Genomic DNA, 12,039 nt, shown 5'->3' on the forward strand with positions numbered 1-12,039 from the left:
GGCCCGGCGGGGTCCGCGTCGGCACTGCCCGCGGGTAGGCTCCGCCCCGTGACGTCCGGGCGGACCCCCGGCACGCCCGCTCGCCGCGACGAGAGGACCTCTGGCGAGCGGCGGTGCCGGCTGTCGGGCCTCACCTGGAGAAGTGAAAGGGGGTGAGCCGCATGTCCGGAGCCATCCCGCAGGCGGGCGAGACGCTCGACGTCGTCGTCACGCGTGAGCTGCCGTTCGGTGTGCTCGTCGAGACCGGTGCCGGCGTCGCCGGCCTGGTCCGCGGTGCCCGCGGCTCGGCCGGTGCCACGCTGCGCGTGCGCGTCGTCGAGTCCGACGCGGCGCTCGGCCGGTTCAGCGCCGAGCCCGGCTGACGCAGGGCCGAGCAGGCGGCCGGCCGCGGCGAGCGGCCGGCCGCCTGTCCACTCCGCCATGCGCGGCCTCATGGCGCGCGGTCGCCGCGCGCCTCGTCCACCTGGGCCGCGTCGTGCTCCCCGCTGTAGTCCGGCCGGGCGCGCTGCGGCGTCTGCTCGGCGCCCTCGCCGCCCTCGCGCCCGCCGAACGGCCGGGTGTGGTCGGCATACTCGTCTCGCTCGAAGATCAGCGACCGCTCACCGATGTGGAACGCGGCCCCGGCGTGCAGGGCCTGGGCGCCGGGCCGGTCGACGTAGTGGCCGCCGGCGACGGTCGGGGCGCTGCCCTCGGCGAGAAGCACCAGCACGTAGTCGTCCTTCTCGTCGTGCCGGATCTCCGCATGGATCGGCGCGATGCCCTCGAGCCGGATGTCGGCCTCGGGCGCGGAGCCGATGACGGTCACCTCACGGTCGAGCCGGAACGTCCGCTGCGACTCGCGGTCCCAGGCCCAGCCTTCGTGGCCGAGCAGGAGGCGGGGGTTGCCCTCTCCGTAGCCGGCGTGCGTGGTGCCCGCGCGCTGCGGCTCGGGGGTCGGCGTGGGGATGTCCGGCATGGTGCTCTCCTCGCTGGTGCCGCGCCGCTCGGCCCGCTCGGCCTCAGCGCCGGCGACGTCGACCCCTCCACCGTGACCCGGGCCTGCGGAGTCCGCATCTTGCGCACCGCACGAGACGGCCGGCTCGACCACTGCGTAGTGGTCGAGCCGGCCGCGTGGGGCTGGGTCGTCAGGGGTGCTGACGCCGCGTGGAGCTGGATGGTCAGGTGAAGATGCTGACGCCCCCTGGGCCGACCAGCAGGCCGACGATGATGAGGACAGCGCCGAACAGCCACTGCCTCCGGAACAGCATCACGATCCCCGCCACGACCAGCACCACGGCGATGATCCACAAGAGCGTTGCCATGGTCCCTCCTTCGCCGTATGTCGGCGTCGCCACGCCCTGACGATCTCTCCAGCCTGCCCCGGGTGGCGTCGACTCGCACGTCACGGGACCGGCGGTGCGAGTCGCCCGGGCCAGTGGCAGCGTGGGAGCGCGGTCCGGCGCCGGCCGCCGGAGCGCGGACGGAGGCCCCACGATGAGCACGGCCGCTCACGGGACGACGGCTCTGCGCATCGCGCTGGGCGTCGTACTGGCGACCACTCTGGCCGGGTGCGTCGACGCGCACGGCTCTCCGTCGGACGCCGTGCGCGAGTTTCAGGCCGCGCTCCGCCGCGGCGACGGGCCCGCGGCCTGCGCTCTGCTCACCCCCGCCGCGGCGGAGGCCGTCGCGGCGGACGCGGGCATCCCGTGCGCGGACGCGCTCGGGCGGGGCGACGTGGGCGAGGAGCTGCGCGCGCGCGGGGTGGGCACGAGCCTGAGCACGCGCGTCGCGGGCATGCAGGCCCAGGTGACGACCGGCGACGACGTCCTGTTCCTCGCCGCGTCCGGCGGAGCGTGGCGCATCACGGCCGCCGGCTGCGACCCGCGGCCGGGACGCCCGTACGACTGCGAGGTGGAGTCATGAGGGTCCCTCGGGCGCTGTTCGTCGGCACCCTCCTGGGCATCGCGCTCGGCATCGCATGGTGCATGCTTCTCGCGCTGGCGGCGCGATGAGCACGGCGGCGCGGCCGGGAGCTCGAGGCCGCTGGCGGACCGTGCTGCACGAGAACGCGCTCGCGCTGTTCTTCGCTCTTCTCCTGCTGGGCGCGCTCACCGGTCAGGCCGCGGCGGGCACCGCGCAGGTGAACCGCGAGCAGCTCGCGGCCGGGCTCCAGACCGTGACGGTGTGGCGGTACATCACGTCGAGCGAGTTCGGCGTCGACGTCATGGAGAACTGGCAGTCCGAGTTCCTGCAGTTCCTGCTCTTCATCCTCGCCACGGTGTGGCTGGTGCAGCGCGGGTCGTCCGAGTCCAAGGCGCTGGGCGAGCAGGGGCGCGGGAGCGACGCCGACCAGAAGGTGGGCGCCTACGCGCAGCCCGGCTCCCCCCGCTGGGCGCGCGCCCCGGGCCTGCGGCGATCGCTCTACTCGCACTCGCTCGGCCTGGTCATGGGCACGGTGTTCCTGCTGACCTGGCTGGGACAGTCGATGGCGGGCACCGTCGCCTACTCGGAGGGGCAGCTGCGCGACCGCGCCGACCCGGTGACGTGGGCGACGTATGTGGGGCTCCCCGACTTCTGGAACCGCACGCTGCAGAACTGGCAGTCCGAGTTCCTGGCAGTGCTGAGCATGGTGGTTTTCTCGATCTACCTGCGCGAACGGGGGTCCCCGGAGTCGAAGCCGGTGGGCGCTCCGCACGACGAGACCGGGACCGAGGAGTAACGTCACGGTAAAGGAGTCTGGACACGGCCCCCGACCGCACCACCGTCAGGAGTCGAGATGTCTACGACCCTTCATGACTTGTCCCCCTCCCCGGCGCCTGGGCGCGAGCCCGGTCCCGTGGAGCCGACCGAGGTGGCCCGCGTGCTGGGCGCCGGGGTTCCGCTCCTCGTGGGACGCATCCACGTCGACCTGGCCACGGGCGAGTGCGCCTGGTCGCCAGAGGTCGAGATCATGCACGGCCCGCGTCGCGGCCGCCGCCCCTCCCTGGACGCGCTGCGCAGCTGCCTGCACCCCGACGACCAGGCACGCGTCGCGAGCGCCGTCGTCGACTCGGCCCGCAAAGGAAAGCCGTTCGCCGCGGCCCATCGCGTCGTCGACACGCGGGGGCGCACGCACACCCTGGTCGTCGTGAGCGGCGCGAGCCGGGACGCCAAGGGCGGCGCCGTCGAGGGCGCCGTCGTCGACGTCACGCCCGCGCAGCGCGAGGCCCTCGCGCGGGAGCGGGACGGCGTCGTGGCCCGCGCGATGGTCGAGCGTGCCACGGTCGAACGGGCCACCGGCGCCCTCATGGCCGTCGGCGGTCTGGACGACGACGCCGCCACGCGGCTGCTCAACGATGCGGCCGCGCGGGCGGGCGTCACCGGCCCCGAGGCGGCCCACCAGGTGCTCGCCCACCTCGTCCCCGACGACGAGCCGCGCGCCGCGGACGCACCTCGCGTGGACGCCGTCCGCGACGCCCTCGACGCCGTGGCTCCCGTCGCACGCCACGACGCCGCACTGCTGGCGCGTCGCCGCACTCGCAAGGACTAGTGAGCGGGCGGTTCACCGCCGCCCGGCGGTGAACCGCTCCCACACGCGGTGCCCGGCGAGCGCCGACACGACCGCCTCGACGAGCGCCACGGCGTCGTCGGCGGTGGTGATGCCCGCCGCCCACGCCTCGGCGCCCGCGGCGGCGAGCACGGCGACGCCGTCGGGCACCGTGGCGATGGCCTTGGCGTGCCGGAAGGCTTGGTCGACCAGGGCCACGACCCGGGGGTCGACCTGGACGCCGTCGATGCTGCCGGCGTCGGTCCGTCCGGCGGCCCTCGCGTCGGCCGTAGGGTCCGCGCCGGGCGCCAGGTTCGCGCCGGTGAGGAGCATGAGCGCGTCGACCTCGACGGACGCCGCCGTGAGCCAGCTCCGGTGCGCGCTCACGCCGTCCGCGACCCATCCGCCGGTCGGAGCCAGCACCAGCGGCCGCACGCCGCGCTCGAGGAGGAGGCCGTGGACCCGGTCGAGCTGGGCGGTGCTGGTCGCGCCGTCGGCGACGACGCCGACGACGCGACCGGCGACGGGCCAGGAGTGGCCGAGCTGGGACAGCGCCCGGCTCTTGGGGGTGTCCCGCAGCACCACGGTGGGCGCGGGGGCAGGCAGTCCGAGCCCGGCCGCGACGGTGGCGCACAGTCCCGGATCGATGTTCGCGAGCGCCTGGAGCTGGCGCTCCTGGACCTCCGGGTGCGTGCACCGGCCGAGCTCGAACGTGTACGCGGCTGCGGTGTGCGCCTGCTCGATGGCGGACAGCGACCGCCAGAACAGGCGCGGCTGGCTGAAGTGGTCGGCGAACGAGGCGGGTGCGCGCCGCGCCTTGACGGGAGCGACGCCGTCGTCGTCCACCGGCACGGAGACCTCGATGAAGGCGGAGCCGCCGCCGGCGTGGACCGGGCACCCGCCCCCGACGGAGCTGGGCAGGTACGCGACGCCCTCGTGGACCTCGGTCTGGTGCATCCCGTCGCGCAGCAGGTCGTCGACGGGCGCGTGCGGACGGTTGACCGGGAGCTGCGTGAAGTTCGGGCCTCCCAGGCGCGTGAGCTGCGTGTCCAGGTAGGAGAACAGACGGCCCTGCAGCAGTGGGTCGTCCGTGAGATCGATGCCGCGCACCAGGTTGCCGACGTCGAACGCGACCTGCTCCGTCTCGGCGAAGTAGTTGCGCGGGTTGGCGTCGAGCGTGAGCCGGCCGACGGCGTGCACCGGGGCGAGCTCCTCGGGGACCAGCTTGGTGGGGTCGAGCAGGTCGATGCCCTCGAACTGCTGCTCGGCCGAGTCGGGGAACACCTGCACGCCGAGCTCCCACTCGGGGTAGGCGCCGGCGTCGATCGCCTGGGCGAGGTCGCGCCGGTGGAAGTCGGGGTCGAGGCCGGCGGCGAGCTGCGCCTCCTCCCACACCAGGGAGTGCACGCCGGCCTTGGGCTTCCAGTGCCACTTGACCAGGCTGGTGCTGCCGTCGGCGGCGACGAGGCGGAACGTGTGCACCCCGAAGCCCTCCATCGTGCGGTAGGAGCGCGGGATGCCGCGGTCGGACATCAGCCAGATCGTGTGGTGCTGCGCCTCGGTGTGCAGGGAGACGAAGTCCCAGAACGTGTCGTGCGCGCTCTGCGCCTGCGGGATCTCGAGGTCGGGCTGCGGCTTGACGGCGTGGACGACGTCGGGGAACTTGATCGCGTCCTGGACGAAGAAGACGGGCATGCTGTTCCCGACCAGGTCGAACGTGCCCTCGGCCGTGTAGAGCTTCGTGGCGAACCCCCGCGTGTCGCGCACGGTGTCGGCCGAGCCGCGCGAGCCGACGACGGTCGAGAACCGCACGAACACGGGCGTGACGACGTCGGGCTGCAGGAACTGGGCGCACGTCAGCAGCGACGCGGTCCCGTAGGACTCGAACCGCCCGTGCGCGCCGGCGCCCCGGGCGTGGACCACGCGCTCGGGGATGCGCTCGTGGTCGAAGTGCGTGATCTTCTCTCGCAGGTGGTGGTCCTGCAGCAGGCTGGGGCCGCGGGTGCCGGCCTTGAGCGAGTGGTCGGTGTCGGCGACGGGGACGCCGCCGGCAGTGGTCAGCCGGGGCGTGCCGGACGGGTCACGGGGCGTGCTCGATCGGTCGGCCATGGGTCCCCTTGTCCCAAGGCACGGCACTCGCGCTGTTCTGACGATCTCCCGTACCGGTCCTTCCACTATCGGGCGGGCCCCGGGCAGTCGCACCCGGGCCCGCCGCGTGCGGACCGGGTCACGCCGCACTGACGTGCGTCAGCGCGTGGGTGGCGGCCTCGAGCCTCCCCGCCGCCTCCTGTTCCTCCCTGAGGTTGGCCCGCAGCAGCTCGCACACCTCGGCCATGCCCATTGCGTCGGCCGTGTCGATGAGCGTTGTGTAGGCCGCGATCTCGTAGTGCTCGGTCTCCAGGCCCTCACCGAGCGCGACCTGGTCGCACAGCGTCGGGTCCGCCTTGCGCAGCAGGGCGTTGGCCTCCTCGGCGAGCCCACGGGTGGTAGGTGACGGCGCGTCGTCGATCTCCTTGCCGAGCAGGTCGAAGCACCGCTCGACGTTGGCGATCTGCCCGCGCGTCTCCACCTCGTGGTGCGCGAAGATCTGGCGGACGTCGTCGCGAAGCACCTGGCCCTGCAGGTCCTGCAGCATGTTCAGCGAGTCGTGCTCTGCGGACAGCAGGGCACCCAGGCGATAGGTGAACAGATCATCTGGGGTGTTGAGGTCCTCGAACATCGCCCTGGTCATCTCCCCGGCTCGAGCTGCCGGCCACCGGCCGGACGAATCCCTGCGCCGCCGGTGCAGCGGGGACTCGGCCATCGTGCGACCGTCCCCAGTCGCCCACAACTCGTCACAGCCGGGGGTCGTAGCGCACGTAGCCGGCCCGCAGCACGATCGCCGCCAGCCGCTGCGGGTCGCGCCGCTCTTCCGGGGTCGGCACGCGTTCGACGTCGTCCCAGTGGGCGAGGAACGTGCCCCGGTGCCACGCCTTGAGCAGCTGCGCCACCGGCCACGGGCTGCTCGCGGTCGTGCGCTCGAACCCGAGGAACGACGTGCGGGTGCGCGGCGAGACCACCAGCCCGTGCAGGCGGGGGCGGGCCAGCATCCCGTCCGGCGGGCCGTCGAGCACCAGGCGCAGGTCCACGGTCCAGCCGACCGGGGTGCCTGCGTGGTCGAGGACGCGGACGTCCAGCAGGTCCGAGGCGATCACTGCTCGCCCTCCGGGTCGTGCCGCCCGCCGGGGATGCGGCCGATCACCTGGTCGCGCACCCAGCGCTCGACCCAGGCGACGTCGAGGTCCTTGCCCGACGCCGACAGCCGGACGGCCGTCCCGACGTCCGTGACCTGACGCCACGGGATCGGGTGCCAGCGCGAGCGGGGTGGCCTGCCGCCGAACACGCGCGCGCCGAGCACGGGACCGGACAGCAGGGCCGTGACGTACGGGGCGACGCCGCCGCCCGGCTCCGGGTCGGTGAGCTCGAGGTCGTCCAGCACCGTGACCGGGACGCCGTCGCGGTCGAGGACCTGGCGGTCGAGCAGGTGCAGACGCGCGTCGAGCACGCGGCCCGGCTGAGCGGGCTCCGGCCGCAGGTCCTCGACCCGGCGCGCGCTCATGCGCCGGCCCTCGTCGCGATCATCAGCGGGATCGCCGCGAGAGCCGCGACGCAGAGGATGGCCAGATACAGGACGCCGAACAGGTTCATCGCCCGGCCGTTGGTGTGCTCCCCCATGTACTCGCGGTCGTTGGCGACGACGAGGATGGGCAGGTACGTCAACGGCAGCGCGACGGCGGAGAACACGACGGAGTACTCGGTCACGGCGATCGGGTCGACGTTCGTGGCCAGCACGGCGACCGCCAGGAAGAGCGCCAGGATCATCGCGAGGTGGAACCGCGCCGCCTCGGCCGGACGGCGGAACTTGCCCCAGGACCAGCCGAGGTACTGGGCCAGCGTGTACCCGGTCGACAGCGACGTCTCGAGCGCCGCGCCGAAGGTGGCGGCCGTGATCCCGACGATGATGACGGCGACCAGCACGACGCCGCCTGCCTGGGAGATCGGCAGGAGCAGCTGGGCCATGGAGTCGACACGGATCCCCGCGGGCAGCAGCACCAGAGTCGCGCACGCCGCGATCGCGATGGACAGCACGCCGCCGAGCGGGAACCCGACGGCGACGTTGAGGCGGGACGTGGCCAGGTCCCGGACGGTCCACCGCTCCTCGACGCCGCCCGAGGAGAAGAAGAACACCTCGTACGGCGTCATCGCGGCACCGAACAGCGCCACGGCGAAGTACCAGTACGTGGCCGTGCTCTCGCCGGAGGAGAACGCGGTGGGCGCGAACCGGGAGGCCATGTCGCCCCAGTCCGGACCCAGCAGGAAGACCGCGACCGCGAACCCGATGAGCGTGAGGCCCAGCAGACCCGTGACGTTCTCCATCACCTTGAACTTGACCCGCCACAGCACCAGCCACACGGCCAGCGCCGCCACCGGCACCCACAGCCGGTGGTCCACGCTGCTGACCAGCTGCAGCGCGAGGGAGATGCCACCCACCTCGGCCACGAGCGTGAGCACCGTGACCGCCAGGCTCGCGACGAGGTTGAGGCCGGCGGTCCGGGGGCCGAGGCGCTCGCGGATCACCTCGAACGTCGCGCGCCCCGAGACGGCGGCGACCTTGCCCGACATCTGGGCGAACACGCAGATCCCGGGAATGCCCACCACCACGACCCAGGCGAGGGACAGCCCGAACCGCGACCCGACGACGGCGTTCGTCACGAGGTCGCCGGCGTCGAGGAAGCCGCCGATCGCGGTGAGCACCCCGAGCGCGACCGCGAAGAGCTTGCTCACGGGGCGGCCTCCGCGCTCGCCGCGTGCTCGACGACGACGCCGGCCTGGTCGAGCGACCGGGCGGCGTCGTCGAGCGTGGCCAGCGCCCGCCGCGTCGCGGCCGGGTCGCGCGCGCCCAGCGAGTCGCGCGCCTGCGCGACGGAGGCGACGGCGTCGGACGCAGCGCTCAGCGCCTGCTGCCGTGCCGCCCGCGCCTCGGGCGGCATGTCCGGGACGACGAGCGTGGCGATGCCGTGCGCGGCGCTCGTCGCGGTCTCGGCGGCGGCGCCCACGGTCGCGTCCGCGGTCACCGGGAGCAGCCGCCCCTCGGTGCGGTCCTGCAGCGCGAGCCGGGTCGTCGCGACGGCGGAGGTCGACGCGTCGAGGTGGCCCGCGACCGCGTCGAGCGCGGCGGCGCCGTCGGCGCGAGAGGCGGCCGGGCCGCAGCCGACCAGCCCGCCCGCCATGGCGAGCATGGCGGCGGCGACGGCGAGGCGGTTCGGGTGCACGGCGGCTCCGGGGCGATCGGGGTGCCATGGCCCGGCACCGCTCGTTCCAGCCATCGTCGCGCTGCCGGGCGCGATTCGCCCGCTGCGCCGCTCGAGCCCTCGCCGCGCCGTGTGCTGCAGCCACGGGAAGGCGGCCCGTTTCCTGACGTGCTGTTGCGGTGAGCACCTGTGGTGCCTAGCGTCATAACGTCGGGTCAGGACGGAGCCCGCGATCCTCCGTGGAAAGGACACGTGTCCATGTCGAGCACGCCACACGACGTGCAGCGCGCCCTGACGGCAGGCGTTGCCTACCCGACCGGAGAGTTCCGGTACGAGGTCAGCTCCGACACCTGGTGGTGGTCGGACGAGATCTTCCGTATGCACGGCTTCGAGCCGGGCGAGGTCGTGCCGACGACGGCGATGATCCTCGCGCACAAGCACCCGGAGGACCGCGCCCGCGTAGCCGGGGCGCTCGAGAACACGAGGCTGCACGGTGGGTTCTTCGGGTCGGTGCACCGCATCCTCGACGCTGAGGGGCTCGAGCGTGTGCTAGCAATCATCGGCGAGGCCCGGGTGGCGGCGGACGGCCGCGTCACCGAGATCGCCGGCCACTTCGTCGAGGTCACCGGACCGGTGCGCGCCATCGCTTCCGACGAGGCGACCCGCCAGATCCAGGCCTCCGACCAGCACCGCGCCGTCATCGACCAGGCGATGGGCGTGCTGGTCCATCACACCGGCCGGACGCCGGAGGAGGCCTTCGACACGCTGCGCGAGGCCTCCATGCGCTCCAACGTCAAGCTGCGGGTGCTCGCGGCGCGCGTGGTCGAGGCCGCCCTCGGCGGCGTCACCGGGCCGCTCGACATGCTCGCGAGCCTTGCGGAGGAGAACGCGGCCGCCGAGCACGAGCGCGCCGAGGCGCCGGTGACACCCGATACCGCCACCGACGTCAACTGACCCAGACGCCCCAACGACCGGCCCGCCCGGGCGCAGCGACTGCTGTACCCGGGCGGGCCGCTGCTGTCAGCCCAGGATGAGTCCGTGCGGCCGCCTGGGTCTGACCCACGACCGCGACGACGCACTCATCGGGAGCAGACCATGGGACTCATCGAGATCGAGCTGTTCGCCACCCTCGACCTCGTCGGGCAGGCGCCGGGCGGGCCCGAGGAGGACCCGGAGCACGGCTTCCCGTTCGGCGGCTGGCAGGCGCCGCTGCTCGACGACGTCGCCGGCGCGCAGGTCGGCGCCGCGTACGAGGGCACGGATGCGCTGCTGCTGGGCCGGCGCACGTACGACATCTTCGCGTCGTTCTGGCCCCACCAGGAGGGCGGCGAGGACGCCGACTTCGCGAGGCTGTTCAACAGCATCCCCAAGTACGTCGCGTCCCGCGGTCGGCCCACCCTCGACTGGGCCGGGTCCACGCTGCTCGGCCCGGACCTGCCCGCCGCCGTGCGCGAGGTCCGCGACCGGCACGAGCACGTCAAGGTGGTCGGGAGCCTGAACCTGGTGCAGACGCTCCTGCGCGAGAAGCTCTTCGACCGCCTCGACCTCTGGGTGCACCCGATCCTGCTGGGCGTCGGCAAGAAGGTGTTCGACGGCGGCGCCGTGCCGACGAATGTCACGCTCCTGGAACCGCCGGCCACCAGCCCGAAGGGCACGGTGCTCCTGCGCTACGGGCTCGCCGACGGTACGCCCGGGACGGGCGACATGGCAGCGCCCGACCGGGGCCTCGGCACGTCGTGAGCACGTCGTGAGGCGGCCCGTCAGGTTGTCGCGACTGACGCAGCGCCGTCATCGAGCTGGAAGTGCCACATCACGATGTTGGGCACGCCGTCCCAGGCGGCCCCGGCCGCGGCCGGGGCGATGCCAATGAGCGTCCAGGGCCAGATCTCCCAGTCCTCGGTGCGGATCTCGTCGGGCATCGGCGCCTCCGGCCTGTCGCTCTGCCCGCGCGGCTCGGCGCAGCGGCGCACGACCAGGCCGTGCGGGAGGGCCGCGTCGAGGTAGTCGCTCGCCCGGTGCCGGTAGGACGCGATCGTGCGCGCCTCCCCCGACGGCGTGCGGAAGTGGGGCACCGAACCGAGGGCCACGATCTCGTGGTGCGCATCGGTGACGACGAGGTGCCCGCCGGGTCGCAGCACGCGGGCCAGCTCGGCAAAGGCCGGCTTCAGGTCCGCGAGGTGGGTGAGAGCCAGCGCGCAGACGGCCAGGTCGACGTGGTCGTCGGGGAGCGGGATCGCGGCCAGGTCGCCTGCGACGAACTCGCCGCCGGGGACCTTGGCGCGGGCGTGCGCCAGCATCTCGGGCGAGCTGTCGACGCCGATCACCCGGTGCCCACGGCCCGCAAGGTAGGCGGCGTGGCGCCCGGTGCCGCAGGCCGCATCGAGCGCGATGCCCGGCTCCAGCGCATCGACGACCTCGTGCACCAGCGCCTCCTCGATCGGGAAGAGGCTGTTGGGCTCGTCGTACGTCGTCGACCAGCTCCGGTACCCGGTCACGGTGTCGACGGGCGTCGTCGTCACGCCGTCGACCGCGAGCTCCGGGCTGTCGAGCAGACGCCGGATCTCCGCCACCCGCGCGGCGCCGAACTCGGCGCCGTAGTCGCCGTAGTAGGTCTTGAGCAGCGCGACGCCCTCGACGCCGAGCAGGTAGTGCAGCGGATGTTGATACGTCACGCTGCGAACCTACAAGCCGTCAGGCGGTCGGCTCCACGGAATTCGCGGGCGGCCCCTGCCAGGTCCACACCGGCATGGCCAGGTCGCCGGGCACCGCCATCGGGTCCTCGTACTCGTGGTTGATCGTCTCCGTCGCCCACGTGAACCACAGGGTCAGGGTGTCGCGGAGCCGGTCGTCGTCGGGCAGGTCGGCGTCGTCCAGCGCGAGCACGAAGCAGGCGACCGCGCGGGCGTCCATCTCGTCGTGCGGGCCGTTGCCCGAGTGCAGCGCCACCGCGTACGCATGGCTCGCGACCGAGCCGGTGTACGCCCGCGGTCCGCCGAGCTGCTCGGCCCAGTACGCGGCCAGCCGCTCGCCGTGCTGCGGGTGGATGGGCGGGTGGAACGCGTGCCCGACGACGGGATCGTCCATCACGCGCGCGTGCCAGGCCCGCGCGAGCGCGGCGACCGCGGGCATCCCGCCCATCGCGTCGTAGACCGTCCCCATCGGCTCCATGGCCCCAACGTCGCACGGCAACCCCCTGAGCGCACCCCGCACGCCGCCCTCGGCAGCCACGTGAGCGTGGCCGGG

Annotated in this window: 16 protein-coding genes; 6 read left to right on the forward strand and 10 right to left on the reverse strand. The window is 73.6% G+C overall.

Annotated elements, in window-relative coordinates; translation table 11 throughout:
* The first annotated feature begins 161 nt into the window (after positions 1 to 161).
* Positions 162 to 362 carry a hypothetical protein gene (locus ACO4JP_RS12070; protein WP_425953985.1) on the forward strand — a complete coding sequence of 67 codons (201 nt, stop codon included), beginning with the start codon at positions 162 to 164 and terminating at the stop codon, positions 360 to 362.
* Positions 363 to 430: 68 nt separating this feature from the next.
* Here the strand turns inward: ACO4JP_RS12070 and ACO4JP_RS12075 are convergent, their stop codons facing one another.
* Complete coding sequence (locus tag ACO4JP_RS12075) at positions 431 to 955, reverse strand: FHA domain-containing protein (protein WP_425953986.1); 525 nt, start codon at positions 953 to 955, stop codon at positions 431 to 433.
* A gap of 202 nt (positions 956 to 1,157) precedes the next feature.
* Positions 1,158 to 1,301, reverse strand: a complete 144-nt coding sequence (locus ACO4JP_RS12080) for a GPGG-motif small membrane protein (protein WP_425953988.1) — start codon at positions 1,299 to 1,301, stop codon at positions 1,158 to 1,160.
* A 172-nt stretch (positions 1,302 to 1,473) separates the two neighbouring features.
* Here ACO4JP_RS12080 and ACO4JP_RS12085 point away from each other — a divergent pair, with 172 nt between their 5' ends.
* The 3 genes from ACO4JP_RS12085 (at position 1,474) to ACO4JP_RS12095 (ending at position 3,508) form a co-directional block, all read left to right on the forward strand.
* Positions 1,474 to 1,902 carry a hypothetical protein gene (locus ACO4JP_RS12085; RefSeq protein ID WP_425953989.1) on the forward strand — a complete coding sequence of 143 codons (429 nt, stop codon included), beginning with the start codon at positions 1,474 to 1,476 and terminating at the stop codon, positions 1,900 to 1,902.
* An 85-nt stretch (positions 1,903 to 1,987) separates the two neighbouring features.
* Positions 1,988 to 2,698, forward strand: coding sequence for a DUF6766 family protein (locus tag ACO4JP_RS12090; RefSeq protein WP_425953991.1), 711 nt, complete (start codon positions 1,988 to 1,990; stop codon positions 2,696 to 2,698).
* 117 nt (positions 2,699 to 2,815) lie between these two features.
* A complete protein-coding gene (locus tag ACO4JP_RS12095; protein ID WP_425953992.1) occupies positions 2,816 to 3,508 on the forward strand; it encodes an ANTAR domain-containing protein in 693 nt (230 codons plus the stop codon).
* A gap of 12 nt (positions 3,509 to 3,520) precedes the next feature.
* Here ACO4JP_RS12095 and ACO4JP_RS12100 read toward each other — a convergent pair whose 3' ends face one another.
* From ACO4JP_RS12100 to ACO4JP_RS12125, 6 genes are all read right to left on the reverse strand, one after another.
* The gene (locus ACO4JP_RS12100) at positions 3,521 to 5,614 is read right to left on the reverse strand and encodes a catalase (protein WP_425953994.1); all 2,094 of its coding nucleotides are present in this window, start codon (positions 5,612 to 5,614) and stop codon (positions 3,521 to 3,523) included.
* Between the two features lie 118 nt (positions 5,615 to 5,732).
* Complete coding sequence (locus tag ACO4JP_RS12105) at positions 5,733 to 6,236, reverse strand: ferritin-like domain-containing protein (protein ID WP_425953996.1); 504 nt, start codon at positions 6,234 to 6,236, stop codon at positions 5,733 to 5,735.
* 103 nt (positions 6,237 to 6,339) lie between these two features.
* Positions 6,340 to 6,699, reverse strand: coding sequence for a PRC-barrel domain-containing protein (locus tag ACO4JP_RS12110; RefSeq protein WP_425953997.1), 360 nt, complete (start codon positions 6,697 to 6,699; stop codon positions 6,340 to 6,342).
* Positions 6,696 to 7,103 (reverse strand): hypothetical protein, encoded by a 408-nt coding sequence (locus tag ACO4JP_RS12115; RefSeq protein WP_425953999.1) that lies wholly within the window; start codon positions 7,101 to 7,103, stop codon positions 6,696 to 6,698. The genes ACO4JP_RS12110 and ACO4JP_RS12115 overlap by 4 nt, the downstream gene beginning before the upstream one ends.
* Positions 7,100 to 8,329: an NRAMP family divalent metal transporter gene (locus ACO4JP_RS12120; protein WP_425954001.1), complete on the reverse strand. Its 1,230-nt coding sequence runs from the start codon at positions 8,327 to 8,329 to the stop codon at positions 7,100 to 7,102. The genes ACO4JP_RS12115 and ACO4JP_RS12120 overlap by 4 nt, the downstream gene beginning before the upstream one ends.
* Positions 8,326 to 8,817, reverse strand: coding sequence for a hypothetical protein (locus ACO4JP_RS12125; protein ID WP_425954003.1), 492 nt, complete (start codon positions 8,815 to 8,817; stop codon positions 8,326 to 8,328). Before ACO4JP_RS12125 ends, ACO4JP_RS12120 begins: the two co-directional genes overlap by 4 nt.
* 237 nt (positions 8,818 to 9,054) lie before the next feature.
* Between ACO4JP_RS12125 and ACO4JP_RS12130 the strand changes: the two genes are divergently transcribed.
* Both ACO4JP_RS12130 and ACO4JP_RS12135 read left to right on the forward strand, forming a co-directional pair.
* Positions 9,055 to 9,750, forward strand: coding sequence for a PAS and ANTAR domain-containing protein (locus ACO4JP_RS12130; protein WP_425954005.1), 696 nt, complete (start codon positions 9,055 to 9,057; stop codon positions 9,748 to 9,750).
* 141 nt (positions 9,751 to 9,891) lie between these two features.
* On the forward strand, positions 9,892 to 10,536 hold the full coding sequence (locus tag ACO4JP_RS12135; protein WP_425954006.1) for a dihydrofolate reductase family protein: 645 nt from the start codon (positions 9,892 to 9,894) through the stop codon (positions 10,534 to 10,536).
* A gap of 20 nt (positions 10,537 to 10,556) precedes the next feature.
* On the opposite strand, the gene ACO4JP_RS12140 is transcribed toward ACO4JP_RS12135, so the two are convergent.
* Complete coding sequence (locus ACO4JP_RS12140) at positions 10,557 to 11,468, reverse strand: class I SAM-dependent methyltransferase (protein ID WP_425954008.1); 912 nt, start codon at positions 11,466 to 11,468, stop codon at positions 10,557 to 10,559.
* Between the two features lie 19 nt (positions 11,469 to 11,487).
* Positions 11,488 to 11,964, reverse strand: a complete 477-nt coding sequence (locus ACO4JP_RS12145) for an oxidoreductase (RefSeq protein WP_425954010.1) — start codon at positions 11,962 to 11,964, stop codon at positions 11,488 to 11,490.
* Positions 11,965 to 12,039 lie beyond the last annotated feature (75 nt).

Source organism: Xylanimonas sp. McL0601 (assembly GCF_049852175.1).
In the GTDB taxonomy this organism is placed as follows: Bacteria; Actinomycetota; Actinomycetes; order Actinomycetales; family Cellulomonadaceae; genus Xylanimonas.

Excerpts from the sequence above, each read along its gene's own strand:
- ACO4JP_RS12090 (WP_425953991.1), top strand. The coding sequence starts at position 1,988 with ATGAGCACGGCGGCGCGGCCGGGAGCTCGAGGCCGCTGGCGGACCGTG.
- ACO4JP_RS12100 (WP_425953994.1), bottom strand. The coding sequence starts at position 5,614 with ATGGCCGACCGATCGAGCACGCCCCGTGACCCGTCCGGCACGCCCCGG.
- ACO4JP_RS12130 (WP_425954005.1), top strand. The coding sequence starts at position 9,055 with ATGTCGAGCACGCCACACGACGTGCAGCGCGCCCTGACGGCAGGCGTT.
- ACO4JP_RS12085 (WP_425953989.1), top strand. The coding sequence starts at position 1,474 with ATGAGCACGGCCGCTCACGGGACGACGGCTCTGCGCATCGCGCTGGGC.
- ACO4JP_RS12145 (WP_425954010.1), bottom strand. The coding sequence starts at position 11,964 with ATGGAGCCGATGGGGACGGTCTACGACGCGATGGGCGGGATGCCCGCG.
- ACO4JP_RS12075 (WP_425953986.1), bottom strand. The coding sequence starts at position 955 with ATGCCGGACATCCCCACGCCGACCCCCGAGCCGCAGCGCGCGGGCACC.
- ACO4JP_RS12080 (WP_425953988.1), bottom strand. The coding sequence starts at position 1,301 with ATGGCAACGCTCTTGTGGATCATCGCCGTGGTGCTGGTCGTGGCGGGG.
- ACO4JP_RS12070 (WP_425953985.1), top strand. The coding sequence starts at position 162 with ATGTCCGGAGCCATCCCGCAGGCGGGCGAGACGCTCGACGTCGTCGTC.
- ACO4JP_RS12105 (WP_425953996.1), bottom strand. The coding sequence starts at position 6,236 with ATGACCAGGGCGATGTTCGAGGACCTCAACACCCCAGATGATCTGTTC.
- ACO4JP_RS12115 (WP_425953999.1), bottom strand. The coding sequence starts at position 7,103 with ATGAGCGCGCGCCGGGTCGAGGACCTGCGGCCGGAGCCCGCTCAGCCG.
- ACO4JP_RS12135 (WP_425954006.1), top strand. The coding sequence starts at position 9,892 with ATGGGACTCATCGAGATCGAGCTGTTCGCCACCCTCGACCTCGTCGGG.